22 protein-coding genes are annotated in these 24,840 nt (G+C 71.4%); 3 read left to right on the forward strand and 19 right to left on the reverse strand.

The window, feature by feature from the left end; translation table 11 throughout:
- Nucleotides 1-14: 14 nt before the first annotated feature.
- Genes ACQEVI_RS17915 through ACQEVI_RS17950 form a run of 8 tightly spaced genes read right to left on the reverse strand, consistent with a single transcriptional unit; the run spans nucleotide 15 to nucleotide 9,858 of the window.
- Nucleotides 15-674: an acyltransferase gene (locus ACQEVI_RS17915; protein WP_432901235.1), complete on the reverse strand. Its 660-nt coding sequence runs from the start codon at nucleotides 672-674 to the stop codon at nucleotides 15-17.
- A 5-nt stretch (nucleotides 675-679) separates the two neighbouring features.
- The gene (locus ACQEVI_RS17920) at nucleotides 680-1,705 is read right to left on the reverse strand and encodes a hypothetical protein (protein WP_432901237.1); all 1,026 of its coding nucleotides are present in this window, start codon (nucleotides 1,703-1,705) and stop codon (nucleotides 680-682) included.
- 50 nt (nucleotides 1,706-1,755) lie between these two features.
- Complete coding sequence (locus ACQEVI_RS17925) at nucleotides 1,756-3,477, reverse strand: DUF6270 domain-containing protein (RefSeq protein ID WP_432901239.1); 1,722 nt, start codon at nucleotides 3,475-3,477, stop codon at nucleotides 1,756-1,758.
- A complete protein-coding gene (gene wecB / locus ACQEVI_RS17930) occupies nucleotides 3,474-4,667 on the reverse strand; it encodes a non-hydrolyzing UDP-N-acetylglucosamine 2-epimerase (protein WP_432905994.1) in 1,194 nt (397 codons plus the stop codon). The genes ACQEVI_RS17925 and wecB overlap by 4 nt, the downstream gene beginning before the upstream one ends.
- A gap of 14 nt (nucleotides 4,668-4,681) precedes the next feature.
- The gene (locus tag ACQEVI_RS17935; RefSeq protein WP_432901241.1) at nucleotides 4,682-5,809 is read right to left on the reverse strand and encodes an ABC transporter ATP-binding protein; all 1,128 of its coding nucleotides are present in this window, start codon (nucleotides 5,807-5,809) and stop codon (nucleotides 4,682-4,684) included.
- Nucleotides 5,799-6,701, reverse strand: a complete 903-nt coding sequence (locus tag ACQEVI_RS17940; RefSeq protein WP_432901243.1) for an ABC transporter permease — start codon at nucleotides 6,699-6,701, stop codon at nucleotides 5,799-5,801. Before ACQEVI_RS17940 ends, ACQEVI_RS17935 begins: the two co-directional genes overlap by 11 nt.
- Nucleotides 6,698-8,428, reverse strand: a complete 1,731-nt coding sequence (locus ACQEVI_RS17945; protein WP_432901245.1) for a glycosyltransferase — start codon at nucleotides 8,426-8,428, stop codon at nucleotides 6,698-6,700. The genes ACQEVI_RS17940 and ACQEVI_RS17945 overlap by 4 nt, the downstream gene beginning before the upstream one ends.
- Nucleotides 8,428-9,858, reverse strand: a complete 1,431-nt coding sequence (locus tag ACQEVI_RS17950) for a glycosyltransferase family 4 protein (protein ID WP_432901247.1) — start codon at nucleotides 9,856-9,858, stop codon at nucleotides 8,428-8,430. Before ACQEVI_RS17950 ends, ACQEVI_RS17945 begins: the two co-directional genes overlap by 1 nt.
- A gap of 2 nt (nucleotides 9,859-9,860) precedes the next feature.
- Between ACQEVI_RS17950 and ACQEVI_RS17955 the strand changes: the two genes are divergently transcribed.
- Nucleotides 9,861-10,934 (forward strand): LCP family protein, encoded by a 1,074-nt coding sequence (locus ACQEVI_RS17955; protein ID WP_432901249.1) that lies wholly within the window; start codon nucleotides 9,861-9,863, stop codon nucleotides 10,932-10,934.
- Nucleotides 10,935-11,020: 86 nt separating this feature from the next.
- Here the strand turns inward: ACQEVI_RS17955 and ACQEVI_RS17960 are convergent, their stop codons facing one another.
- Both ACQEVI_RS17960 and ACQEVI_RS17965 read right to left on the reverse strand, forming a co-directional pair.
- Nucleotides 11,021-12,730, reverse strand: coding sequence for a phospho-sugar mutase (locus ACQEVI_RS17960; protein WP_432905997.1), 1,710 nt, complete (start codon nucleotides 12,728-12,730; stop codon nucleotides 11,021-11,023).
- 77 nt (nucleotides 12,731-12,807) lie between these two features.
- Complete coding sequence (locus tag ACQEVI_RS17965) at nucleotides 12,808-13,647, reverse strand: purine-nucleoside phosphorylase (protein ID WP_432901251.1); 840 nt, start codon at nucleotides 13,645-13,647, stop codon at nucleotides 12,808-12,810.
- 88 nt (nucleotides 13,648-13,735) lie between these two features.
- Between ACQEVI_RS17965 and ACQEVI_RS17970 the strand changes: the two genes are divergently transcribed.
- Nucleotides 13,736-15,301, forward strand: a complete 1,566-nt coding sequence (locus ACQEVI_RS17970; RefSeq protein ID WP_432901253.1) for an NAD(P)H-quinone dehydrogenase — start codon at nucleotides 13,736-13,738, stop codon at nucleotides 15,299-15,301.
- Here the strand turns inward: ACQEVI_RS17970 and ACQEVI_RS17975 are convergent, their stop codons facing one another.
- From ACQEVI_RS17975 to ACQEVI_RS18015, 9 genes are all read right to left on the reverse strand, one after another.
- Nucleotides 15,302-15,766: a hypothetical protein gene (locus ACQEVI_RS17975; RefSeq protein ID WP_432901255.1), complete on the reverse strand. Its 465-nt coding sequence runs from the start codon at nucleotides 15,764-15,766 to the stop codon at nucleotides 15,302-15,304.
- 9 nt (nucleotides 15,767-15,775) lie between these two features.
- Nucleotides 15,776-16,276 (reverse strand): NUDIX domain-containing protein, encoded by a 501-nt coding sequence (locus ACQEVI_RS17980; RefSeq protein WP_357444996.1) that lies wholly within the window; start codon nucleotides 16,274-16,276, stop codon nucleotides 15,776-15,778.
- A gap of 52 nt (nucleotides 16,277-16,328) precedes the next feature.
- Nucleotides 16,329-16,793 carry a hypothetical protein gene (locus tag ACQEVI_RS17985; RefSeq protein ID WP_432901257.1) on the reverse strand — a complete coding sequence of 155 codons (465 nt, stop codon included), beginning with the start codon at nucleotides 16,791-16,793 and terminating at the stop codon, nucleotides 16,329-16,331.
- Nucleotides 16,794-16,917: 124 nt separating this feature from the next.
- The gene (locus ACQEVI_RS17990) at nucleotides 16,918-18,723 is read right to left on the reverse strand and encodes an acetyl/propionyl/methylcrotonyl-CoA carboxylase subunit alpha (protein ID WP_432901259.1); all 1,806 of its coding nucleotides are present in this window, start codon (nucleotides 18,721-18,723) and stop codon (nucleotides 16,918-16,920) included.
- A gap of 175 nt (nucleotides 18,724-18,898) precedes the next feature.
- Complete coding sequence (locus ACQEVI_RS17995) at nucleotides 18,899-19,549, reverse strand: Maf family protein (protein WP_432901260.1); 651 nt, start codon at nucleotides 19,547-19,549, stop codon at nucleotides 18,899-18,901.
- Between the two features lie 148 nt (nucleotides 19,550-19,697).
- Nucleotides 19,698-21,380 carry a DUF885 domain-containing protein gene (locus tag ACQEVI_RS18000; protein WP_432901262.1) on the reverse strand — a complete coding sequence of 561 codons (1,683 nt, stop codon included), beginning with the start codon at nucleotides 21,378-21,380 and terminating at the stop codon, nucleotides 19,698-19,700.
- Nucleotides 21,381-21,445: 65 nt separating this feature from the next.
- A complete protein-coding gene (locus ACQEVI_RS18005; protein ID WP_432901264.1) occupies nucleotides 21,446-21,685 on the reverse strand; it encodes an acyl-CoA carboxylase epsilon subunit in 240 nt (79 codons plus the stop codon).
- On the reverse strand, nucleotides 21,682-22,206 hold the full coding sequence (locus ACQEVI_RS18010) for a hypothetical protein (RefSeq protein WP_419703808.1): 525 nt from the start codon (nucleotides 22,204-22,206) through the stop codon (nucleotides 21,682-21,684). Before ACQEVI_RS18010 ends, ACQEVI_RS18005 begins: the two co-directional genes overlap by 4 nt.
- A gap of 42 nt (nucleotides 22,207-22,248) precedes the next feature.
- Nucleotides 22,249-23,847, reverse strand: a complete 1,599-nt coding sequence (locus tag ACQEVI_RS18015; RefSeq protein ID WP_432901266.1) for an acyl-CoA carboxylase subunit beta — start codon at nucleotides 23,845-23,847, stop codon at nucleotides 22,249-22,251.
- A gap of 119 nt (nucleotides 23,848-23,966) precedes the next feature.
- On the opposite strand from ACQEVI_RS18015, the gene ACQEVI_RS18020 reads away from it, so the two are divergent.
- Nucleotides 23,967-24,806, forward strand: coding sequence for a biotin--[acetyl-CoA-carboxylase] ligase (locus ACQEVI_RS18020; RefSeq protein WP_432901268.1), 840 nt, complete (start codon nucleotides 23,967-23,969; stop codon nucleotides 24,804-24,806).
- The last annotated feature ends 34 nt before the right edge of the window (nucleotides 24,807-24,840 follow it).

A 24,840-nucleotide genomic window follows, 5' to 3' on the forward strand; every position in this document is an offset into this window, starting at 1 on the left:
AGCGTCTCCGATCGTCAGGTCGTCGAGCCGGGTTCGGTACGCAGCGACTTGATCACGCGCGCTGGGACACCGCCGACCGCGGTATGAGCTGGGACGTCCCGCACCACGACGGCTCCAGCAGCGACGACGGCGCCCTCGCCGATCGTGACGCCTCCCATGACGATGGCGCACGCCCCGATCCAGGCTCCGTCGCCCACGACGATCGGCTCGTACTTGTTCTTACCTGCCCGCCGTGAAGGTGGACCGATCTCGTGAGAGCCGGTGACAAACCTAACGAAAGGGCCGATGTTGACACGGTCGCCTATCGTCGTGTCCCGGCGTATGTAGCAGGACCGGTTCACAAAGGTCCTGTTCCCGATGTGCGCGGGGCCCTGGATCTCGCCGTCTCGATAGATTCGAACGTTGTTGCCGATCGTGACCGTGTCGCCGGCGCCTCCGATGATCCGGACCGTCGGGTCGATCTGGCAGTCGCTGCCAACCACCGCCTGCCGCTCGGGCTTCGGCGAGAAGTCGTCCTCGGCCGCGGGACGCTTCACCTGTTCGCGGAGCATCTCGAGCTCTTCTTCGAGGTGGGAAACCCGATCCGAGAGCATGTCTACCACGCGGCCCGCGCGCCACGGCCAAAAAAAGCTGCGGCCAGGTCGAGAGACCCGTGCCGTGCGCGCCGAGTTCATATTACTCATTTTCCTCGCCTGGAATCGACGACCTGCTGGATCGCGGACACGTCGATGGAATGTTCACGGACGGTCTTTCCCTTGAACTCCCACGAGTCATATCTGGGAACATTCTTCTCGTCCGGAAAATAATCACTGACGAGCTCCATCAGGCGCTCGGTGGTGCCTCGCTGATAGTCCTCGTAGAAGGACTCCATCTGAGAGGCGCCCATGTGGAGCGTCCATTTTCGGGACGCTGCGCGCATGCGGCGGGCTTCTTCCTCTGTCACGTCGTCGATGACTCGTGTGTACCCGTGGGCGACAACGACGATCTGCCCCTTGTCGAGCCGGACTCCCCGGTCGATGCGGCCCTCGCTGCCGCCGTACAGCATGACGGGTGCGCCCCCGGACTCGTGAACTCGTGGCGCGTCGCCGACGGCGTACGCGCCGTCGTCCGGTATTCCGAGCCAGCCGCAGAGCGATCTGTAGAAGGTGCCGAAATCGTGGCCGTCCCGCTCGATGAAGTACAGCTTGACCCGTTCGCGCCCAAAGGTGTCGATTAGTTCCTTGAGCGATGCGGCCATGTCGACGTTGAGGTTGGACTCGTGGTCGAACGCCATCTCGAAATCTCGGGCGTACGGATTATCGACCACGCGCCTCTCGGTCTTCATCTGGAATGCCATGGTGCCGAACCGTGCAAAGTGCATCAGGTTGTGGATGTAGTGCGAGAAGGCACGTTCCGTCGGCTGACGAAGGCAGACGAGGAACTTCGCGTCCGGCACCAGCTCGCTCATGTGCTCGTACGCGGCGCGACGCTGGTCGTCCCGGCTGCCCGTCATGTACTGGGGGCTCGCCTCGAAGAGAACGCGTGTCTGGTCGGAGCGGCCCGTGAACTGGCCGACGTAGTCGGCGCGAGAGGGCCTGTCCCCGAAGAAGTACTTGATCTCCTTGCGTCGCGTGGGAACCTCGAAGGACGGCGAGTCCCCGAGTGCGACGTGCAGGAGCGTTGTCCCTGCTTTGGCGAATCCGGTGCAGATCAGATTCTTTTCCAAGATTGTTCTCCGTGATGTCCGAGCTCGGTGGGTCAGGGCCTGCGTCAGGGTCAGCGTTGACTTGCTGCGAGACGCTTGACGAGGGATCGTCTGTCCTGCCACTCGGGTAGGTGCCGTCCGAGCAGGTCTTCGACGAACCGGATGTCGTCGGAGTAGAGCTCGAAGAGTGCCGCGATCTCCTGGGCGTTGATGCGGCTCTGCTTCTTGAGCGGTGCGATCCACGGGACATGACCGACACGCGCATCGAGCTTCAAGGAGCTCAGGTACTGCGGATCGGCCGCCATCCCGAGAGCGCCGAGAGCTTGCCGCAGGTACTCGTCCGGGGACTGCGCCAGGTCGTCGTGGAGCAGGACGGTGATGCGCTCCGGGCCGAGCACGTCGGCCCAGTGCTCGTAGTGACGTCGGTAGAAACCCCGGTCGACTATCCCGAGACGGGTGGACGTCTGGAAGATGCTCGTACTCGCGTCGTACTCGCCCCGAGAGTAGTGGAACCAGTACGCGGCGACGGCGCGGGCGACCGGGTTTCGGAGCGACACGATCACCCGCGTGGACCGGTCGGCCATGGCGTGGATCGCTTGCGCCGTGTCGTGCTTCTGACTCGGGGAGAACGCCCCGTCGCTCGGCTGCCAGAAGTAGCCGGGAGTGCGGTCGCCACGGATCTGGCCCGGGTTCAGCGTGCTGAACCTGCTGAGGTAGTTCTGGATCTCTTGCGGGTCGGAGATCTTCTTCGGCTGGTTGAAGAACGATCCCGGTTCTTTGAGGATCTGCACCTGTGGATGCTTGTTGAGCTGCATCTGCAGCCACCGTGTGCCCCCGCGCTCAGTTCCGGCGATGATGAAGTTCGGACCGCCCTCCAGCCGCTGGAGCGGCGCGGCGGCACGCTGCGTACTCTGCGCGGCGCCGGCCGCCTGATCCTGGACCGTGGCGCGCTCCGGCACGGGCACGCTCGACGCGGCCGTCGGGGTCGCGCCGCCGGAGTCCCGCTGCACCGGCAGGTCCGCGGTCATCGTCCGGGTCGCGCCCGCTCCCCAGATCACCCGGCCCTCGGTACCCGTGAGCCGCTGCACGATGTTCAGGTACACGTTCTCCGCGTAGTGGAACGGTGCGTCGCCCCAGGGGTGGGTAGGGCTGGACACGACCTCGGACGGGTCCAGCGAGATCACCTGCCTGGCCAGCGACTGCGCCGCGAACTGTGCGTAGGACTGGAACACCGGGTTCGCGTCCTGGGCCGAGACGCCGAAGGAGTCCGGCGGCTTCTCGCCGGTCTCGGACCACTCCGCCCACGGGATGTCCAGCAGCACCACGTCGGCCTGCGGCATGTAGTGCCGCAGCCGTTCCCCGATGTAGCTGATCGCCGTCTGCCAGTACTCGAAGTGCTGCTGCGTGCCGAACGCGAGGTACTGGGCGCCCTGGGGCAGGTACTGCTCGGCACCGGACTGGATGAGCTCGAGCGAGCGGGTGATCACCGACCCGTCGGGCAGCAGGTAGGCGCCCAGGCGCTCGTCGACGAGGTCGACCAGCACGAGGTCGGTGCCGGCCGCGGCCGAGGCGATCTGGGGCCGCAGGCTCGACGCGAAGTCACCGGAGATCATCCGCTGCTGGAACTGCGACTCGAGAGTCGGCGGCGCCATGAGCTCGACCGGGCGGGTGTACGCGCTCAGCGCCGACTGACGCGCCACGTACGCGACGAGCTCGAACTGCTCGGGATCGAGATGTTCGAACGTGTCCCGCGACACGCACGAGCCGTAGATGAAGACCCTGGTCTTGCTCATACCCCACCCTCTGCTGAGACTGCCTCTGCGGAGACCGCGGTGAACTGTTCGTCCACCAGGTCGAAGTCGGGCAGCACGTCGGGCAGCACCGGCGCGAGCACGCGCGCCGTCGCGTCCAGTACCCGCTTCGCGCTCTGTCCGTCCCCGTACGGGTTGACGGCCTGTGCCATGGCGGCATAGGCGGCCTCGTTCGTCAGCAGCCGGTGCACCTCGGCCACGACGCGCTCCTCGGCGGTCCCGATCAGCCGGGCCGTGCCTGCCTCGACGGCCTCGGGGCGCTCGGTGTTGTCCCGCATCACCAGCACCGGCTTGCCGAGGCTCGGCGCCTCCTCCTGGAGCCCGCCGGAATCGGTCAGCACCAGCGTGGAGAGCGACAGCAGATGGGTGAACTCGCCGTAGCCCAGCGGCTCGGTCACCGTGACGTTCGACAGCCCGGCGAGGTGCGGCAGCACGGCGTCGCGCACCACGGGATTGCGGTGCACGGGCAGCACGATCTCGACGTCGGGGAACCGCCTGGCGATCCGGGCCAGGGCGCGGCCGACGCCCTCCATGGCGTCGCCCCAGTTCTCCCGGCGGTGGGTGGTCACCAGGACCATCCGACGGCCCGACGACGCCACCCGGGCTACTGCCGGGTCGGTGAACGCCGTCCGGCGCTGCACGGCGAGGTACAGGGCGTCGATGACCGTGTTGCCGGTCACCACTATGTTTTCCAGCTGGACTCCCTCGGCCACGAGGTTGGCGAGGCTCCGCAGGGTGGGCGCCAGGTGCAGCGCGGCGATCTGCGAGGTGATCTTGCGGTTCGCCTCCTCCGGGAACGGCGACATGATGTCGCCGCTGCGCAGCCCCGCCTCCAGGTGCACCACCGGGATCTGCCGGTAGAACGCGGCGAGCGCGGCGGCCGCCGAGGTCGACGTGTCGCCCTGGACGATGACGGCGTCCGGCCGGTGCTGCGACAGTATCGGGTCGAGCCGGCTCATGACCCGGGCGAAGATCTGCCCGAGCGTCTGGCCGTGGCTCATGATGTCGAGGTCGTGGTCCGGCACGATGCCGAAGACCTCGTTGACCTGGTCGAGCATCTCCCGGTGCTGGCCGGTGACGACGGTCAGCGAGTCGAACCGGTCGTCGGCCTCGAGGGCGGCGATGACCGGGGCGACCTTGATGGCCTCGGGACGTGTCCCGTAGACGGTCATGACGAGGGGCCGGTTCACTGTTCGCCCGCCTCGGCCTGGAGCGCCGCGATACGCGCCGTCCTGGCCTTCGCCTGCTTGGCGTCGCGCCCCCTGGGTCGGGCATGGCGCTCGCGGACCGGTCCCTTGGCCGGCTCGGGCGTGTCGAACCGCACCTCTGTCTCCCGTCGTTCGGCGAAGGCTTCTTCGAGAACCTGCTTGGCGTCGCCCGGCTTGTCCTTCGCGTGGGCCCACGCCCACTTGCGGTACCGGACGGCGACGTCCTGCGCCTCGCCGTCGAGCACGAGGCGGCCGTGGTGCAGCCAGATGGCGCGGGTGCACGACTCCTCGATGGTCTGTGCGGCGTGGCTCACGAGGAACACCGTTCCTGCTTCCTTCCGTAGGCGCTCCATGCGGACCTCGCTGCGTTCCTTGAACGCGGCGTCACCGGTGGCCAGGGCCTCGTCGATGAGCAGGATGTGGGGGCGTGCCGCCGTCGCGATGGCGAAGCGCAGGCGCGCCGCCATACCCGAGGAGTAGGTGCGCATGGGCAGGTAGATGGACTTGCCGAGGCCGGCCAGCTCGATGACGTCGGGGATGGCGGCCTGCGCCTCGGCGGGGGACAGGCCCATCGCCAGGCAGCCGAGCCGTACGTTCTCCTCGCCGGGCAGGTCGGGGACCAGCGCGGCGTTCACGCCGATGAGCACCGGCGTGCTCTCGGCCAGCACCTGGCCCTTGGTGGGCTTCTCCAGGCCCGCGATGATCCGCAGGAGCGTGCTCTTGCCGGAGCCGTTCTGGCCGACGATACCTATCTGCTCGCCGGAGTTGGCGACGAACGAGATGTCCGTCAGCGCGCGCACCGTCACCTTGGGCTCCTGGCCCAGGGCGTTGAGCACCGTCCGCTTGAGCTTGGCGCGGCGGCCGCTGGACGTGTCGGTCGTCGGCGTCCGGTAGAACATGCGGAGGCCCTGGACGGCGACCGTCGGCCACAGCACGGGAGTGCTCCCGGACCGCGGTGCGATGGCGGCGAGCTGGCCGGTGTGCGGCGGGGCCTGCACCGACATCGGGATCGCTCCCGTCAGCGGCCGCTGCACCGGCACGGGCATCGACGCTGGGCGGCCCTTGCTGAGCTGCGGCGGCATGGGGTAGTCGAGGTCAGCGGCCATAGCTCTCCTCCGCCTGCCAGAAGGTGATGAACCCGATCAGCAGCATGCCGACGGCCCAGCCGCCGAGCCACACCCAGCGCATCGGGTCGGGCGTGGTGGCGTACAGGACGCAGTCCCGCACGATGTCCAGCACGATGAACATCGGGTTCGCCTCGAGCACCCTCTGCAGCTCGGGTTCGTCGGCGAGAAGCGTGTCGAACGAGAAGAACACCGCCGATGCGTACAGCCAGATGCGCATCGACATCCTGATCAGGTTGGCGACGTCGGGCAGCGCGGCGGCCCACCGGGCCACGAGGAGCGCGAGCCCCGTCGTGAACATGACCTGCAGGGCCAGGGCGGCGGGCACCAGGGCGAGGCGCCAGGTGTACTCCTCCGCAGGGCCGACGAAGTAGATGAGGGCGGCCAGCGTCACGAGCGTGGGGCCGAGGTTGAGCAGGTTGCGCAGCACCACCGAGATCGGCAGCGCCGCCCGAGGGAACGTGAACGCACGGATCAGGTTCTTGCCGGTCTGCACCGAGCGCGCGGCACCGTTGATCGACGAGGTGGTGAACCCGAACAGGAACACGCCGATCAGCAGGTACCCGATGAAGTTCTCGATGCCCCTCTCCGCCTTCATCAGCAGGCCGAACACCAGGAAGTACACGGCGCCGTTGATCAGCGGGTCCAGGATCAGCCAGGCCTGGCCCAGCAGGCTCTGCCGGGTCCCGCTGGTCACCTTGGCCCGCGCGTCCGCCCACAGGAAGTACCGGCGCGCCCACAGCAGGCGCACGTACTGCCCCAGCGGGGGCCGGGCGCCGACGCGGGACAGGTTGCCCAGCGTCACGAGCTTGGTGGTCGTCGGTGACGCGTCGAACAGGGCCGCGTACGACCCGGTCTCCGTTCCCGCGCTCATGCCTTCACCCCCAGACACTCCCGGTAGATCCCCAGATACGTCTCCGCGTTCCTCACCCATGTCCTCTCGATGGCCACCGCCCGGCCCAGCTCGACCAGCCCGGCACGCCGTCCGGCGTCGTCCAGGAGGGTAGCGACCGCATCGGCCCAGCCGGCCAGGTCGTCCGCGCCGACGTGCAGCCCCGCGCCGCCCACGGCCTCCACCAGCGCGGGCAGGTCGCTGGCGACCACCGGCCGGCCCACCGCCATCGCCTCGACGGGTTTGAGCGGGGTCACCAGGCGCGTGACCTCGTGGTCGCGGCGCGGCACGAGCACGACGTCGAGCGCGGCCAGCCAGGTCTGCGCCACGGCGGGCGGCACCCGTCCGGGGAGCACCACGTGGTCGGCGACGCCCAGCTCGTCCGCGAGGCGCACCAGCCCGGGCCGCGAGACGCCGTCGCCCACCAGCAGGCCCGTGACGTCGTGCCCGCGTGCGCGCAGCGTGGCGACCGTGCGGACCACCGTCTCCAGGCCCTCGTAGTCGACGAGGCTGCTCACCGTCCCTATCGCGGGCCCGGCCGGCAGGCCCAGCGCGGTCCGCGCCGCCTCCGGCGTCGGGTGCTGTGCGGCGAGCAGGCTGTCCGGTACCGCGTTCGGCACCACGGTGATGTGGTCGGCGGGGACGCCGCGCGCCACCAGCGCGTCGCGCATGGTTCCGCTGAGCGTCACCACTGCGTCGGCCGCCAGCGCGAGCTCGGTCTCCTTGGCCTGCATCAGCGCCCGACGGCGGGACGTCGCCGCCCGGGCGCGCGCCGCGGGCGTTCCGTGCGACGCCACCCAGGTCTCCTCGGGCAGTCCGCGCACCTCGTAGACCCATGGGATCCCGAGCCGCCGTGCGGCGGCGCGCGCCAGGCTCCCGTTGGTGGACGGCGTGGTGGTGTGCAGGACGTCCGCGCCCGCGTCCCGCGCGGCCTCGGTGAGCAGGTCCGTCTCCTGCGCGATCCGGCGCGCGACGTCGGCCGCCATGCGGTCCGGGACCAGACGGCGGTAGGTGACGCCGTCGACGACGTCGGTCCCGTGCGCCGTGAGCGACCCGATGGTCAACGGGTAGCCGGGGCGCGTGGTCGCGGCCGCGGGTGTCCCCGCGGCGCGCTGTGCCATCAGGATCGCGTGCGAGCGGAGCGTGTAGCCGCTCTGCGTGTGCGGCAGGGAGTTGGTCAGGTGGTGCAGCACGGTGATGCCGCCCGGGCCCGGTGGTCCCGGCGCGGCGTCGGGTGCCCGGGTGCCTGCGTCGTCCGCGGGCTCGGGCTGCAGCACGGCCACCTGAGCGCGGAGCCCGGCGGGTGCGTCCGGTCCGACGGAGTCGGCGTCGCCCAGCAGCCAGGCCGCCCGGTAGCGCGCGGGTCCGGCCCCGTCGACGTCGTCGAGCAGCTCTGGCCTGCCCACCGCGACGGCGACCTCCGCCGCGACCCGGCGGCCGCGGCCGTCGTGCCGGTCCAGGAGCTGCGCCGCCTCGTCGGCAGCGCGGGCCGTGTCGCCGGCCAGCATCCGCCCGAGCGCGTGCGGGGCGGACGGCGCCGGCGCGAGCCCGAGGGCGCGCACCAGGGGCCGGCGCACCGGCTCCGGGGCCCGCCGGGCCGCCTGGACAGCGAGCCACAGGGGATCCTCGACGAGCGTGCGGGCCACGAACGACGTGGTGAAGCGGAGATTGCGCGCGAGCTCGCTCGCGCGCTGGAACGGCTGCGCCATCAGACCCGGGCCCTCCGGTCACGCGGGGCGTCCGGCACCGGGCCCGGGAGCAGGGTGTCGAGGAGCTCGGCGTACCGGTGGCCCAGCACGCCGTCGCTCGCGTGCTCGGCGACCCAGGCCGCGGCCTCGGCCTCCGCCGCGGGCACCACGCCGTCGGACAGCCAGCCGCACCACAGGTCGGCGAGCCCCTCGACGTCGCCGGGGCGCACGACAGCGCCCGCGCCGTTGATCGTGACCAGGTTCGCTGCTTCACCGGCCAGGCTCGCCGAGGCGAGGACGCCGGACGCCATCACCTCGTACAGCTTGGACGGGACGGTCCACTCGAACGGCTCCCAGTCCCGCAGGGAGACGACGACGGTGTCCGCCCACGCGTACAGCTCGCGCACCTGGGTGGACGGCACCGAGGGCTCGACGCGTACCGGCGCGCCGAGCTCGGCCGCCAGACGCCGGAGCGGTTCCAGCTCGTTGCCGTGCCCGACGATGCGGACGTCCAGCGCGTACCCGCGCTCCTGGACCAGGGCGGCGGCGCGCACTGCGACGTCGAGCCCCTGCGACCGGCCGACGGTGCCCGCGTAGACGACCCGCAGCGGGCGGCCAGAAAGGCGCACGGGAGCGTTCCCACGCACGGGTTCGAAAGCCGTCCCGTTGCGGACCACTGCCACGTTGCGGACGCCGCGCGCTCGGAGGATCTCGGCGAACGCGGCGGTGGTCGTGACCACGAGGTCCGCCCGGGTCTGCAGGCGCGTGACGGTGCGGTGCACCACGCGCGCCATGAGATCACGGAGACGGCGGCGCAGGTCGCCGGGCCGGTCCCGGCGCAGGAGGATGCCGCTGGGCTGGATGAGGTCCGGCCAGGCGTCCCGCATCTCGACGACGAACCGGGCGCGGTGCCAGCGGGCGAGCGCCCAGCCGGCGAGGACGCTCGGGATTCCGGGGACCGTCGCGATCACCACGGCGGGCCGGCCGGCGGAGCGTCGGGTGCCGTACAGGACCGAGCTGATCGCGGCGACCGCCTGGTCCGCGGCCCGCGATCCGAGCCCATGAGAATGCTCGCGGAAATTCACCCGGATGATCTTCTCGCCGTTGGTGCCCGTCTGCACGGAACCAGGCAGGTATGAAGGTGAAGAGTGGGTGATCTTTCCCGACGGGTAGTGTGGCGGAGGCGTCAGCACGGTCACCGGAAAACCTGCCGTGACCAGGTGTTCGATGAGCGCTCCCCAGCGTCGCTGGGGTGCTCCCGTCTCGGGTGCGAAATGGTGCGTGACCAGGAGGATCGAGCGGTCCTGCGGCTGTCTCGCGCCAGCGTTCACTGCGACTCCCCTCACTGTTCGGTGCCACCTGGGCGGGCACCGAGATTCACCCCTGAAACGACACTCCGGTTGCGGGCCAGGCTCAAGAGTAGTAGTCACGTTCGCCACTATGATCAACATCCATGGCCGCACCTGATCGAATGAGCGATCTTCTCGCCCCGCCCAACCCGGTGGACGGCGATCTCCGTCACGCCCGTCGCGCAACTCGGAGCCGTGGTTTTGTCGCCGCCCTCGTGGTCGGTGCCCTGCTGCTCGTCGGCGGGGGAGGTGCCGCGGCCTACTACGGGTACCGGATGTCGCTCGACGGCAACCTGGAGCGGATCGAGGACCCGTTCGCCGACGTCGATCCCTCGACGCGGCCCAGCGCCCCTGCCGTCGAGGGCCCGACCGCACCCGTGAACATCCTGGTGCTCGGCTCCGACAGCCGGATCTCGGCCGGCGACCCGACCCAGTGGGAAGCCGGTGCGCAGCGCACCGACGCGATCATGCTCGTGCACCTGGCAGCGGACCGGAAGTCGGCGGCGGCGATCTCCATCCCCCGTGACTCCTGGGTACCCATCCCCGGCTATGGCGAGGCCAAGATCAACGCGGCGTTCTCCTACGGCGGCCCGGCCCTCATGATCCAGACGGTCGAGGACCTGACGGGCGTCCGGATCGACCACTTCGCGGTGACGGACTTCGAGTCGTTCGAGGCTCTCACCGACTCCCTGGACGGTGTCGAGATCACGGTGCCCGACGGCGACGGCGGCTCCGTGCGGCAGGCGATGACCGGCGAGGAAGCACTTGAGTTCGCGCGTGAGCGGTACGCGCTGGCCAACGGCGACTTCGGCCGCGTGCAGCGGCAGCAGGCCTGGATGCGGGCGATCGTGGCCAAGGCGAAGAACAGCATGGGCGAGCCCGTGAAGATGGCCGGCTTCCTCGAGGCCATCACCAGCTCGGTGGCCGTCGACGAGGGCCTCACGTTCGACAAGATCCAGGAGCTCGTCATGGGCACCCAGGACATGGCCACGAACGACATCACGTTCATGACCGCGCCCTACTCCGGCACCGGGCGCAGCGATGACGGGCAGTCGATAGTCGTGCTCGACAGGGCGGTGTTCGACCCGCTCATGGAGGCGGTGGCCAAGGACGAGGTGCCCGAGTTCGTGGAGTCCAACCCCGACGCCATGGACGTCCTGCCGGCGGTCGTGCAGTAGCTCGTCCGATCGCTCGCCCAGCGGGCCTCTCCGACAGCACACGACCGGTCCCGCCACCCCGCGAGGGGGTGGCGGGACCGCTGTCGTCAGAGGCCGAGCGCCGCCCGGAGGTCCGCCTGGACCCGGGCCAGGCGGTCGCGCGCGGCCACCCGCGCCGCGGACAGGGTGTTGGCCGAGGCGTCCGGATCGACCGGCGACACCACCTCGATGTAGCACTTGACCTTGGGCTCGGTGCCGCTGGGCCGCACGATCACGCGGGTGTCGTCGGCCGTCAGGAGCACGACGCCGTCGGTGGGCGGCAGGCCGTCGAGGCCCTCGGCGAGGTCGCGCACCGAGTCCACGGGCGAACCCGCCAGGACGGACGGCGGCGAGGTGCGGAGCGCCGCCATCGTCGACTCGATCAGTGCCAGGTCCTCGAACCGGGCCGACACCTGGCCGGTGACGTGCAGCCCGCAGGCGCGGGCGACGTCGTCCAGGCGGTCCAGGAGCGTGCGGCCGTCCGCGGCGAGGCGGTTGGCCAGCTGGGCGACGGCGACCGCCGCCGAGAGCCCGTCCTTGTCCCGCACGTGCTCGGGATCGACGCAGTAGCCGAGCGCCTCCTCGTACCCGAACACGAGATCCGGGGTGCGCGAGATCCACTTGAAGCCGGTGAGCGTCGTGGCGTGCGCCAGGCCGTGCCTGGCGGCGATCGCCGCCAGCGCGCGCGACGACACGATCGAGCAGGCCAGCGTGCCGCCCTGCCCGCCCTGCGCCGCGCGCTCGGCCGCGTCCCAGCCGAGTAGCATGCCCACCTCGTCGCCGTGCAGCATCCGCCAGCCCTGCGAGGACGCGGTCTCCGCACCCTGGTACGTCCCGTACTGCGGGTCGAGGACGGCGACGGCGCAGCGGTCGGCGTCCGGGTCGTTCGCGATGACGAGCTGCGCGTGGGCGTCCTGGGCGAGGGCGAGCGCCATGTCGATGGCGCCGGGCTCCTCCGGGTTGGGGAACGCCACGGTCGGGAAGTCCGGGTCGGGCTCGGCCTGCTCCTCCACCGGTACGACGTCGGCGAAGCCGGCCTCGGCCAGCGCCCGCGCGAGAGCCACGCCGCCCACGCCGTGCAGCGACGTGGTGACGACGCGGAGCCTGTTGCGCGGCTCGCCGTCGTGCAGGGTGGCCACCGCCGCGTGGTAGTCCTCGGTGATCTCCCGGCCGAGCACGGTCCAGCCGGACTCGGCGCGCGGCACGTCCTTGGCGGCGCGCACGAGCGCGATCTCACCGGCGATCAGGGCGTCGTAGGGCGGGACGATCTGCGCGCCCTGGCCGGTGTCGGCGACGACGCGACCGCCGAGGTACACCTTGTAGCCGTTGTCGGCGGCGGGGTTGTGGCTGGCCGTGACCATGACGCCGGCGTCCGCGGACAGGTGCCGCACCGCGAACGCGAGGACGGGCGTGGGGCCCGGCGCGGGCATGAGCAGCACCTCGGCGCCGGCGGCGACCAGCACCGCCGCGGTGTCGCGGGCGAACTGGGCGGAGCGGTGCCGGGCATCGAACCCGACCACCACGCGCGGGGTGCCACGGCCGATCTCCTTGGTGAGGAAGGTGGCGAGGCCCGCGGCGGCGGCGATCACGACCGCGCGGTTCATCCGGTTGGGGCCGGCGGCCATGGCGCCGCGCAGACCGGCCGTGCCGAACTGCAGCAGGCCGGAGAACCGGTCGGCGAGCTCGGCGACGGCCGGTTCGCCCACGTGGGCGTCGGTGGTGAGGGCGACCAGGTCACGCAGCTCGGCGACGTCGGAAGCGTCGACGTCGGCGGCCATCCAGGCCTCCGCGCGCGCGACGAGGTCGGGTGTGGAGAGCGCCTCGGTGGTGGTAGGCAGGTTGGCGGTCACTGGCGTCAGATCTGCTTGATCACCCGAGCGAGCAGGTCGCTGATCCGCGGCCCGGCTTCCCGGCCCGCCTCCAGCACCTCCTCGTGCGAGAGCGGGTGGGGGCTGATCCCGGCCGCGAGGTTCGTGGCCAGCGAGATACCGAGCACGTCCATGCGGCAGTGCCGGGCGGCGATGGCCTCCAGCGCCGTCGACATGCCGACCAGGTCGGCACCCATCAGGGAGGCCATCTTGACCTCGGCGGGCGTCTCGTACTGCGGGCCGTGGAACTGCGCGTACACGCCCTCGGGCAGGTCCGGGTCCACGCTGCGGGCGACGTCGCGCAGGCGCGGCGTGTACACGTCGGTCATGTCGGCGAACTTGGCGCCCTCGAGCGGCGTCTGGCCGGTGAGGTTCAGGTGGTCCTTGATGAGGACGGGCTGGCCGGGGCGCCAGCCGATGTGCACGCTGCCGCAGCCGTTCGTGAGGATCACGGTCTCGCAGCCGGCGGCCGCGGCGGTGCGGACGCCGTGCACCACGCGACGGGGCCCGAGGCCCTCGTAGAGGTGCGTGCGGGAGCCGAGGACGAGCGCGTGGCGCACCGCGCCGTCGGGTCGCTCGAAGCGGATGGAACGGGTGGTGGCCAGGTGGCCCTTGACCGCGGGCCCCCGGAAGCCGGGGATCTCGGCGGTGGGGATCTCGGCGACGACGTCACCGATCAGCTCGGCCGCACCGCCCCAGCCGGAGCCGAGGACGAGCGCGACGTCGTGCCCTGGCACCCCCGTCTTGGCCGCGATGTACTCCGCAGCCGCCGCAGCGACGTCGAACGGGTCGGTCGTCGGGTCGTCAAGATCCAGGTCCGTGCTCATGGTCCGAGGTTAACGCCACTTTCACCGTGGCACGCGCGCACGACCCCGGCGCATCCGCCACAGCCGTGGACGATGCGAGAATGAGATCGTGACTCCCCTCGATCCCACAGCTGTCCCGCCCCATGTCGTCGTCGTGGGAGGTGGACCCGGTGGCTACGAGGCGGCGCTCGTCGCCCGCAGCCACGGCGCCCAGGTCACCGTGGTCGAGCAGCAGGGCATGGGCGGTGCGGCGGTCCTGACCGACGTCGTCCCCTCCAAGACCCTCATCGCCACCGCCGAGTGGATGACCATCGCCGACCGCGCCCCTGAGCTGGGCATCCGCATGCCGGACGATGTCGTGGACCCGCTGTCCGACGTCAACGTCTCGCTGGCGACCGGCGGCATCCCCGTGGTGTCCGCGTACGCGGCTCCCGCCGCACAGGCACAGTCGCTGGGTGGCGCGGGCGTGCAGGCGGCCGCGTCCGCTGCCGGGACGGCCGAGGAGAAGCGCAAGCACTTCGTGGACCTGCAGGCCGTGAACAAGCGTGTGCTCGCTCTCGCCCGTGCGCAGAGCGCCGACATCCGCGGCCGGCTGGAGCGCGAGGGCATCCGGATCGTCCACGGCAAGGGTCGCCTGGACGGGCCGGCCCGCGTGATCGCCGAGCTGGCCGACGGCGCCACCGAGGTGCTGGAGGCGGACTCGATCCTCCTCGCGCTCGGTGCGACGCCGCGTACCCTGCCCACCGCGGTGCCGGACGGCGAGCGGATCCTCACCTGGACACAGATGTACAACCTGCGCGAGCTGCCCGAGCGGCTGATCGTCGTGGGCTCCGGTGTGACGGGCGCCGAGTTCGCGGGCGCGTACAACGCGCTCGGGTCGGACGTGGTGCTCGTCTCCAGCCGCGACCGGGTGCTGCCCGGCGAGGACGAGGACGCCGCCGAGCTGCTCGAGGGCGTGTTCCGCTCGCGGGGCATGACCGTGCTGTCCCGCTCGCGAGCCGCCGCCGCCGTGCGGACGGACGACGGTGTCGAGGTGTCGCTGTCCGACGGCCGCGTGGTGCACGGCTCGCACGTGCTCGTGGCGGTCGGCGGTGTGCCCTCGACGTCGGGCCTCGGGCTGGAGGAGGCGGGGGTGCGGCTCTCGGAGTCCGGGCACGTCGTCGTGGACCGCGTCTCGCGCACCTCGGTACGCGGCATCTACGCGTCCGGCGACTGCACGGGTGTGCTGCCGCTCGCCTCGGTGGCCGCGATGCAGGGCCGGATCGCCGTCGCGCACGCCCTGGGGGACGCCGTCCAGCCGCTCGCGCTGCGCACCGTCGCGTCCAACATCTTCACCGCTCCCGAGATCGCCACCGTCGGCTACAGCGAGGAGAAGCTGCGCGCGCAGAACTCCAAGTTCATCACCACGACGCTGCCGCTCGCGCGCAACCCGCGCGCCAAGATGCTCGGCATCAAGGACGGGTTCGTGAAGCTCTTCGCGCACCCGGAGGCGGGCGTGGTGCTCGGCGGCGTCGTGGTGGCGCCGCGCGCGTCCGAGCTGATCTTCCCGATCACGCTGGCCGTGCAGCACCGGCTCACGGTGGAGAACGTGGCCTCCGCGTTCACGATCTACCCGTCGCTGTCGGGCTCGATCGCCGAGGGCGCCCGCGTCCTGGACGCGCGAGTAGGCAAGTAGCTACGCGACGCTCGCGTCGAGGACGATCTGGCCGCCCTCGACCCGCGCGTTCGACACGGTGAGCCCGGGGACCTTGGCCTCGAGCAGGCGCTCCACGTCGACGGCGATCCGGGCGTCCGGCTGCACGTCCACGACGCCCGGCGGCAGGCCCTGCTTCGCGACCTCGTTCTCGATCGGCGCGGCGGCGAGGCTGAGCAGCCGGTGCGCAGGCAGCCCCGCGGCGTTGACCTCGACGGTGAGCGTCGCGACGCCGCGCTCGAAGGCGGCCAGCTTGACGTCGGCCCGCACGATCGGCGCGATCTTCACGGCCAGCTTGAGCGGTCCCGGCAGGTCCTCGAGCCGGCGCAGGTCCGCGACGACGCGGATCACGTCCCCGTCGCCGACGACGGAGGTGATGACGGGCGGGGCCTGCTTGGCGATCCTCGCCAGGCCGAGCACCTCTTCGGGCGCGATCCGGATGTGCACGAATCGACCTTAACCCAGCATCGTGAGCAGCCGCGGCAGGGCCTCGCCGAACGCCGGCAGCAGCGTCAGCGAACCGAGGTCGGCGAGACCGACCCAGCGGACCTCGAGGCTCTCCGGGTCGGCCGCGCGCGGCTCGATGCGGTACCCGGGGGCGACGTCGGCCACGACCGTCGTGTACGTCCAGGCCGGGTGCTCCAGCACGTGCGTGCCGACGACGTGCACGGCGGCCGGGTCGATCGCCGCCTCCTCGGCGGCCTCGCGCAGGGCGCCCGCCGCCGGCTTCTCGTCCGGCGCCAGCGCGCCGCCGGGGATGCCCCAGGTACCGCCCATGTGCGACCACAGGGCACGGTGCTGGAGCACCACGTCCGACGGCGCCCCGTCCGCGTCCCGGCGGACGAGCAGCAGCCCGGCCGCCCCGAACAGACCCCAGTGCCGGTGGTCCCCGCAGGTCACCCAGCCGTCTCCGCCATGCCGGTGCAGATCGGTCGGGGGTACGGTCGCGTTCGGCACTGCGTCAGTCTGTCAGGTCGGGGCGGTGCGTGTCAGCGATCCGCCTCTACGATCAGGCGGCGATACCCTCGACGACGACCTTGCCGCCCTCGAAACGGAAGTCCGTCACCTCGGCGAACGAGCCGCGCATCAGGGCGCGCACGTCGAGGGAGATGGTGCCGTCCTTGCGGAGCTGCACGGCGTTCTCCGGCAGCCCGTTCTTGCGTGCCATCTTCGCGATGGTCCCGGAAGCGAGCGGGAGCAGCTTCGTGGCGGGCAGGCCGGCGGCATCGGCGTCGACCTGCAGCACGGCGACGTTCTCGTGGAACGACGTGATCCGGGCCGAGCCGTGCACGACCGGGACGGCCTTCGCCGCGATCTTGACGGGCAGCGGGGCATAGGTCAGGCGACGCAGGTCACCGGTCAGCGAGATGACCCCTTCGTCGCAGGTCAGGTCACTGACGAACGACGGAAGCGTCTTACGCGGGCGGACAAGGGCGATGGCCTCTTCGGGGCTCAGTACTACGACGTGTGTCACGTCGCAGAACTTAGCGGATCGAGAGCGCCCTTCTGGCCGCGGTCCGGAGGCAAACCGACCCCCTGAGCTTCTTTCACCCCGCCCGCTTCGGGAATTCACCCGGCGGAGACGGCGAATCCGGGTCTCAGTCGACGATCTCGCAGATGGGAGCACCTGCCGACACGCCCGCGCCGGGCTCGGCGGTCAGGGACCGCACGGTCCCCGCGCGGTGCGCCAGGATCGGCTGTTCCATCTTCATGGCCTCCAGCACGACGACGAGGTCGCCCTCGGCCACCGTCGCGCCGTCCTCCACTGCCACCTTGACGATGGTGCCCTGCATGGGCGAGGCCAGCGTGTTCCCGGCGCTCCCCGACGCCTTGGCTCCGGCGACGCGCCGAGCAGGACGACGGGCGGCGTTCGCGGTACGCGCGCGGCCGGCGGCGACACCGAGACCGGCGGGCAGCACGACCTCGAGCCGGCGTCCGCCCACCTCGACGACGACGCGCTCGGCGGTCACCTCTTCTTCCTCGTCCTCCGGCGCGGCGGCGGGCTTGGCCGGCGTCAGGGTCTTGAGGGTGTCGGCGAACTCCGTCTCGATCCAGCGGGTGTGCACGCGGAACGGCGAGCCGTCGGCGGGGACGAACGCGTCGGCCTCGAGGACCGCCTTGTGGAACGGGACCACCGTGGGGATGCCCTCGACGACGAGCTCGCGCAGGGCACGGCGAGCCCGCTCGACAGCCTGGGTGCGCGTGGCGCCCGTGACGATGAGCTTGGCGATCATGGAGTCGAACGCGCCGGAGACCGAGTCGCCGGCGACGACGCCCGTGTCGACGCGTACACCCGGGCCGCTCGGCCAGACGATCGTGTTCAGGCGGCCCGGCGCCGGCAGAAAGCCCTTCGCCGGGTCCTCGCCGTTGATGCGGAACTCGATGGAGTGTCCGCGCACCACGGGGGAGTGGTAGCCGAGGGCCTCGCCCGCCGCGATGCGCAGCTGCTCGCGCACCAGGTCGATGCCCGTGACCTCCTCGGTCACCGGGTGCTCGACCTGGAGGCGGGTGTTGACCTCGAGGAACGAGATGGTGCCGTCCTCGCCCACGAGGAACTCGCACGTGCCCGCGCCGACGTAGCCGGCCTCGCGCAGGATCGCCTCCGACGCCGCGTACAGGGACTTCTCCTGCTCGGGCGTGAGGAACGGCGCGGGCGCCTCCTCGACGAGCTTCTGGTGGCGACGCTGCAGCGAGCAGTCCCGGGTCGACACCACGACGACGTTGCCGTGGGTGTCGGCGAGGCACTGGGTCTCGACGTGGCGCGGATTGTCCAGGTAGCGCTCCACGAAGCATTCGCCCCGGCCGAAGGCCGCCACGGCCTCGCGGACCGCCGAGTCGAACATCTCGTCGATCTCGTCGAACGTGCGCGCGACCTTCAGGCCGCGGCCGCCGCCGCCGAACGCCGCCTTGATGGCGATGGGCAGCCCGAACTGCTCGGCGAAGGCCTTGACCTCGCTGCTGTCCTTGACCGGGTCCGGCGTGCCGGGGACCAGGGGGGCGCCCGCGCGCTGCGCGATGTGGCGCGCGCTCACCTTGTCGCCCAGCGCGTCGATGGCCGCCGGCGGCGGGCCGATCCAGACGAGCCCCGCGTCGAGCACTGCCTGGGCGAACTCGGCGTTCTCCGACAGGAAGCCGTAGCCCGGGTGGACGGCGTCGGCGCCGGAGCGGCGGGCGACGTCGAGCAGCTTGGCCGGGTCGAGGTACGTGTCCGCGGCGCGGGCACCGCCCAGCGCGAACGCCTCGTCGGCGAGGCGCACGTGCAGGGACTCGCGGTCCTGGTCGGCGTAGACGGCGACGGATGTCAGCCCCGCGTCGGCGCATCCACGGGCCACGCGGACGGCGATCTCACCGCGGTTGGCGATGAGCACCTTCGAGATGGTTCGGGGCAGGCTGGAACTGGGCACGGCTCACCGTAACCCGGTGATCAGCGACCGAAGTACCGCCCCCGCCCACGCGGCGAAAAGTCTGGAGAGCAGACCAACCCCGACGCGGGCCGTTTGGAGGGTTCAGACATGGCGTTCGGCCAGATCCGTCGGATGGGACCGATCTGGTTGTGGGTATCCGGCAGATCCCCGCCGGTCAGCTGGTGCGGAGGGAGCGCCAGGGGACGCCCAGCTCCGACAGGAGCTCGCGCAGCAGCGGCAGGCTGAGGCCGACGACGCCGTGGTGGTCGCCCTCGATGCGCTCGATGTATGGCCCGCCGAGGCCGTCGATCGTGAACGCCCCCGCCACGTGCAGCGGCTCGCCCGTCGCGATGTAGGCGTCGATCTCGTCGTCGTCGATGTCGGCGAACCAGACAGTGGTCGAGCTCGTGGAGCCGAGGGTGCCGCCGGTGCCCCCGGCGTCGTCGTCGCGCAGGTCGACCACCCAGTGGCCCGAGTGCAGCACACCCTTGCGACCGCGCATCGACCGCCAGCGCTCGCGCGCCACCTCGGCGTCGGCGGGCTTGCCCACGACCACGCCGTCGAACTCCAGCATGGAGTCGCAGCCGACGACTACGACGTCGGCGTTGTCGCGAGCGTCCTCCAGCTGGGACGCCACCTCCTCGGCCTTGGCCTGGGCCAGCACGAGCACGGCGTCGGCGGGATCGAGCTCACCGAAGCGTTCGGTGGCGTCGGCGAGGACCTTGTCCTCGTCCACACCGGACACGACGACTTCCGGGGTGACTCCGGCGGACTTCAGCGTCGCGAGTCGGGCGGGGGACTGTGAGGCGAGGACCAAGCGAGGCACGCGCGCCACAGTAACGAGAAAGTGGCCGCGCGAAACGGCAAATTCGGAAACCCCCCGACGTGACCCACGTCACCCCCTTGGTGCGGGCGTGACCGTTGCGTCCAGGACGGGCGGGCGGCCGCAACGGTCACGCTCACGACGAAGCAGGTCAGGCCAGGGCCTCGCGCAGGGTGTCCAGGCCCACCGAGCCCAGGTTGAGCGCCCGCGCGTGGAACGCCTTGGCATCGAAGCTCTCGCCCGCGGCCGTCTTGGCGGCGTCGCGCGTCTGCTCCCACAGCCGCTGGCCCACCTTGTACGACGGCGCCTGCCCCGGCCAGCCGAGGTACCGGTTGAACTCGAAGCGGACGAACTGCTCCGGCATGTTCACGTTGGCCAGGAGGAACGGCCAGCCCTTCTCCGCCGTCCAGGTGCCGCCGCCCCACTGCTCCGGTGCCTCGAGCCCGAGGTGCACGCCGATGTCGAACACGACCCGGGCCGCGCGCAGACGCTGGGCGTCGAGCATGCCGAGGCGGTCGCCGGGGTCGTCCATGTAGCCCAGGTCGGCCATGAGCCGCTCCGCGTAGAGCGCCCAGCCCTCGCCGTGGCCGGACACCCAGCAGGCGAGCCGGCGCCAGTTGTTGAGCGTCGCGCGCGCGAACACCGCCTGGCCGCACTGCAGGTGGTGGCCCGGGACGCCCTCGTGATAGACCGTCGTCTTCTCGCGCCAGGTGTTGAACTCCGTGACGTCGGACGGCACGGACCACCACATCCGGCCCGGCCGGGACCAGTCGTCGCTCGGCGGGGTGTAGTAGATGCCGCCCGACTGGGTGGGCGCGATCATGCACTCCAGGTCCAGCACGGGCTCCGGCACGTCGAAGTGGGTGCCGTTCAGCGCGGTGATCGCGTCGTCGGAGGTCTCCTGCATCCAGGCCTTCAGGGCCGCCGTGCCGAGGAGCTTGCGCGACGGGTCGGCGTCGAGCACCGCGACGGCCTCCTCGACGGACGCGCCCCGGCCCGCGATCGTGGCCGCCACCGACTCCTGCTCGGCGACGATCCGGGCGAGCTCCTCCAGGCCCCACTGATAGGTCTCGTCGAGGTCGACCTTCGCACCCAGGAAGTAGCGCGACCAGAGGGTGTACCGGTCCCGGCCCACGGCGTCGGCCTCCGGCGCCTGCGGTGCGAGGTCGTGCTCCAGGAAGTCGGCGAGCCTGCCGTACGCCGCCTGCGCGCCCTGAGCTGCCCGTGCCAGATCACCTGAGAGGGCGTGCCCCTCGCCGAGGGTGGCGCTCGCGGCCTCACCCGTCACGAACGACGTGAAGAACGAGTCGCCGGCGGCCAGCTCCCGCGCCTGCGCGACGCACTCGCGCACCTGGCGGACGGCGGCGACGTCACCCTTGGCCGCGGCGGCCGTGAGCGACTCGATGTACCCGTCGACGGCGCCCGGGAGGCCGCTCATCCGGGAGGCGATGTTCTCCCATGCCTCCACGGAGTCGGTGGCCATGATGTCGAAGACCTCGCGCAGCCCTTGCACCGGCGACTCGATGTTGTTGAGCTTGCGGAGGTGCTCGCCGGCCTCGTGCAGCTCCAGGTCGAGTCCCACGCGCTCGCGCATCGCGGAGAGGGTTACCCGGTCGACGTCGTCCGCGGGCTCGAGTCCTTCGAGCTTCGCGAGGACCTCGCGGTTCGCCTGGACGGCGGCGTCCTGCCCGGCGGGCGAGAGGTCGTCCATCTCGTGGTCGTGGCCGGGCAGGCCCATCCCGGTGGCGGACAGCGGGGAGAGCTCGGTGAGGCGCGTGACGTAGCCGTCTGCGACCGCGTCGATCTCTGTAGGGGTACGTGTGGGGGAGGTCATGAGGGCGAGCCTACGGCGGCCCCTCGGTCCCGAGCAGAGGTTGTTCTCCGGTCGGTCGGCCTCTCCTACGAGCGCAGGCTCCAGCGCCAGGCGTCCGCGTTGTGCCGCCCTGACCGTCCGCCGAAGTTCTTGGCGGTCGACGCGCCGTTCCCGCGCAGCGCCCGGGCGTGGTTGACCCACTCGTCGAGCGGCGCCGCGTCGTCGGGCTCGGGGCCCGCCGCGGCCACGGCGGCCAGGCCGGCGACCAGGGCGGCCACCTCGACGTCGTCCGGGTCGCCACGGACCACGCGTACCTGGGGGCTCATTCGTCGTCCTCCTCGTAGAAGCCGAAACCGGGGGCCTCGCCGCGCGACGCAGCCCACTCGGCGATGTCGTAGCCACCCTCGGTGAGATGTGTCGCGACGGACTCGCCGGCCGCGTCGAGCAGGTCGATCACGCCGTCGAGGCTGGCGTCACCGCCGCGCGCCGCGACGACGAAGCCGAGGTAGAACGACTCGCCGCCCTCGGGCAGCTCGGACTCGATGATCTCGTCGGGGTCGGCGCCGTCCTCCGGCTCCCACACCGACGACGTGAGGTCCGGGTGCATACCCAGCGAGCTGTGCAGCGTGTCGAACAGGGCGGCGTTCAGGTGCCCCACCTTCGACTCGAGGGCCAGCACCCGCGGGTCCTCGTCCGCCTCCGCGGCGCCGAACTCGGCGCGCACGCCCACAGCCGTCCCCACGTAGTCGTGCAGCGCAGCCGCCAGCGCATCGACGGCACGGTGCATCGGCTCCGTATCGACGCGGCCCATCGGCGCCGGGCCGTGGGTGGCGTCCTCGTGACTCATCTCGTTCCTCATCCCGTCCGAACTGCCTCGGTCCTCCCGCCGTCAGAGCGGGATGTTGCCGTGCTTCTTCGGAGGAAGCGTAGATCGCTTGGTACGCAGCGCGCGAAGCGCACGCACCACCTGCACGCGGGTCTCGGACGGGCGGATGACCGCGTCGACGTACCCGCGCTCGGCGGCGTCCCACGGGTTGACGATGGCGTCCTCGTACTCGGCGGTCAGCCGGGCGCGCTCGGCCTCGACGTCACCGCCGGTCTCGGCGACCGCCTTCAGCGCGCCGCGCTGCAGGATGTTCACGGCGCCGCTCGCGCCCATGACGGCGATCTGGGCGGTCGGCCAGGCCAGGTTGACGTCGGCGCCGAGCTGCTTGGAGCCCATGACGATGTAGGCGCCGCCGTACGCCTTGCGCGTGATGATCGTGACCAGCGGCACGGTGGCCTCGGCGTACGCGTAGATCAGCTTGGCGCCGCGCCGGATGATGCCCTGGTGCTCCTGCCCGACGCCGGGGAGGAAGCCCGGCACGTCCACGAACGTCAGCACCGGGATGTTGAACGCGTCGCAGGTCCGCACGAACCGCGCTGCCTTCTCCGCGGCGTCGATGTCGAGCGTGCCCGCCATGGACTGCGGCTGGTTGGCGACGATGCCGACCGACTGACCCTCCACGTGCCCGAACCCGACCAGCACGTTGGTCGCGAACATGGGCTGCACCTCGAGGAACGACTCCGGGTCCAGGACTGCCTCGATGGCCGTGCGCATGTCGTACGGCTGGTTGTCGCTGTCCGGGATCAGCTCGTCGAGCGCCTCGTCGTCGGCGGTGACCTCCAGCGGCGCATCGTCCTGGGGCGGGAACGCCGGCGCGTCGGAGAGGTTGTTCTGCGGCAGGTAGCCGATCAGGTGACGCACGTAGTCGAGGGCGTCGTCCTCGTCGCTGCCCATGTAGTGCGCCACGCCGGACCTCGAGTTGTGCGTCCGGGCGCCGCCCAGGGTCTCGAAGTCGACGTCCTCGCCCGTCACCGTGCGGATCACGTCCGGGCCGGTGATGAACATGTTCGACGTCTGGTCGGCCATCACGATGAAGTCGGTCAGCGCGGGGGAGTACACCGCGCCGCCCGCGCTCGGGCCGAGGATCAGGGAGATCTGCGGGATCACGCCCGACGCCGCGACATTACGCCGGAACATCTCCGCGAACTGCGTCAGGGCCGCGACACCCTCCTGGATGCGCGCGCCACCGCCGTCACTGATGCCGATGAGCGGCACACCGGTGCGCAGCGCGAGGTCCTGGACCTTCGTGATCTTCTGGCCGTGTACCTCACCGAGGCTCCCGCCGAACACCGTGAAGTCCTGGGAGTAGATGCACACCTGGCGGCCGTCGATGGTGCCGTAGCCCGTGACCACACCGTCGCCCGCGATCCGCTTCTTCTCCAGACCGAAGTTACGGCTGCGGTGCTTGGCGAGCGCGTCCAGCTCGGTGAAGCTGCCCTCGTCCAGCAGGGCGTCGATGCGCTCGCGGGCGGTCTTCTTGCCCCGCTTGTGCTGCTTCTCCTGGGCGGCCTGCTCCGGGACGTCGATGGCGGCTGCCCGGCGGGCGTCGAGGTCGTCGAGCTTGGCGCGCGTGCCGGCGAGGGTGCTGATGGCGTCGTTCACAGTTCGAGCGTAGTTGTCGGATGCCTCCCGCTCGATGCGTGAGCATCCAGCGGGTCACGCTGCTGTGTTGTGGGTTTCCTCCAAGGGCAGGTTCGGGGGCGAGGGGCGAGTATGGAGGGATGCGCCAGTCTCTGTATCGCGACAAGCTGACAGTCCCGGGGTTCGCGAGGGTCGAGGTCGTCGAGACCTCGCCCTCCACCAACGCCGAGCTCGTCATGGCGGTCCGGTCCGACCCGGACGGCTGGCCGGCGCCGTCGGCCCTCGTCGCGGAGCACCAGACCGCAGGCAAGGGACGTGCCGGACGGTCCTGGGAGACGCCCGCGCGCGCCGGGCTCACCGTGTCGGTCCTGCTGCGCCCGCAGGTCCCCGCCGAGGCACTGGGCTGGCTCCCCCTGCTGGCGGGGCTCGCGGTCGTGCGCGCGGTGTCCGACGGCGGGGTCACCGCCGCCGTGAAGTGGCCCAACGACGTGCTGCTGCCCGCCGTCGACACGATCGCCGGGCTGGGGCTCTACCGCAAGGTCGCCGGCATCCTCGCCCAGGTGGTCCCCGAGGCGCAGGGCGCGGCGGGACCCGAGGCCCCGGCCGTGGTGCTCGGGATCGGCCTCAACGTCTCGCAGTCCGCGGAGGAGCTGCCCGTGCCGACGGCGACGTCGCTGGCGCTCGCGGGCTATCCACGGCCCGACCGGACCGACGTCCTCGTGCGGCTGCTGGGCGAGGTGCACGCGGTCGTCCGGCGGTGGGAGCAGGCGGGGGGCGACGCGGCGGCGGCCGGTCTGCTGGACGAGTACACGGCGGTGTCCGCGACGCTCGGCAGCCGAGTCCGCGCCGAGCTCGCCGGGGGAACGGGCACGCTGGCGGGCGAGGCGGTGGGCCTGGACCGGTCCGGGGCGCTGGTGGTTCGCACGGAGTCCGGCGAGGAGCGCGCGGTGACGGCAGGCGACATCTGGCACCTGCGGTGACCCTGCGGGTGAACTCGCCGGTCGGACGGGGTGA

The sequence above is a fragment of the Promicromonospora sp. CA-289599 genome, from assembly GCF_050936155.1.
Classification (GTDB): domain Bacteria; phylum Actinomycetota; class Actinomycetes; order Actinomycetales; family Cellulomonadaceae; genus Promicromonospora.

What these genes read in the sequence shown, in the direction of transcription:
- ACQEVI_RS17955 (WP_432901249.1), top strand. Translation starts at nt 9,861, where the DNA reads ATGGCCGCACCTGATCGAATGAGCGATCTTCTCGCCCCGCCCAACCCG.
- ACQEVI_RS17940 (WP_432901243.1), bottom strand. Translation starts at nt 6,701, where the DNA reads ATGAGCGCGGGAACGGAGACCGGGTCGTACGCGGCCCTGTTCGACGCG.
- ACQEVI_RS17935 (WP_432901241.1), bottom strand. Translation starts at nt 5,809, where the DNA reads ATGGCCGCTGACCTCGACTACCCCATGCCGCCGCAGCTCAGCAAGGGC.
- ACQEVI_RS18000 (WP_432901262.1), bottom strand. Translation starts at nt 21,380, where the DNA reads ATGACCTCCCCCACACGTACCCCTACAGAGATCGACGCGGTCGCAGAC.
- ACQEVI_RS17915 (WP_432901235.1), bottom strand. Translation starts at nt 674, where the DNA reads ATGAACTCGGCGCGCACGGCACGGGTCTCTCGACCTGGCCGCAGCTTT.
- ACQEVI_RS17965 (WP_432901251.1), bottom strand. Translation starts at nt 13,647, where the DNA reads ATGAGCACGGACCTGGATCTTGACGACCCGACGACCGACCCGTTCGAC.
- ACQEVI_RS17925 (WP_432901239.1), bottom strand. Translation starts at nt 3,477, where the DNA reads ATGAGCAAGACCAGGGTCTTCATCTACGGCTCGTGCGTGTCGCGGGAC.
- ACQEVI_RS17945 (WP_432901245.1), bottom strand. Translation starts at nt 8,428, where the DNA reads ATGGCGCAGCCGTTCCAGCGCGCGAGCGAGCTCGCGCGCAATCTCCGC.
- ACQEVI_RS18020 (WP_432901268.1), top strand. Translation starts at nt 23,967, where the DNA reads ATGCGCCAGTCTCTGTATCGCGACAAGCTGACAGTCCCGGGGTTCGCG.
- ACQEVI_RS17960 (WP_432905997.1), bottom strand. Translation starts at nt 12,730, where the DNA reads ATGGCCGCCGACGTCGACGCTTCCGACGTCGCCGAGCTGCGTGACCTG.
- ACQEVI_RS18005 (WP_432901264.1), bottom strand. Translation starts at nt 21,685, where the DNA reads ATGAGCCCCCAGGTACGCGTGGTCCGTGGCGACCCGGACGACGTCGAG.
- ACQEVI_RS18010 (WP_419703808.1), bottom strand. Translation starts at nt 22,206, where the DNA reads ATGAGTCACGAGGACGCCACCCACGGCCCGGCGCCGATGGGCCGCGTC.
- wecB (WP_432905994.1), bottom strand. Translation starts at nt 4,667, where the DNA reads ATGACCGTCTACGGGACACGTCCCGAGGCCATCAAGGTCGCCCCGGTC.
- ACQEVI_RS17950 (WP_432901247.1), bottom strand. Translation starts at nt 9,858, where the DNA reads ATGTTGATCATAGTGGCGAACGTGACTACTACTCTTGAGCCTGGCCCG.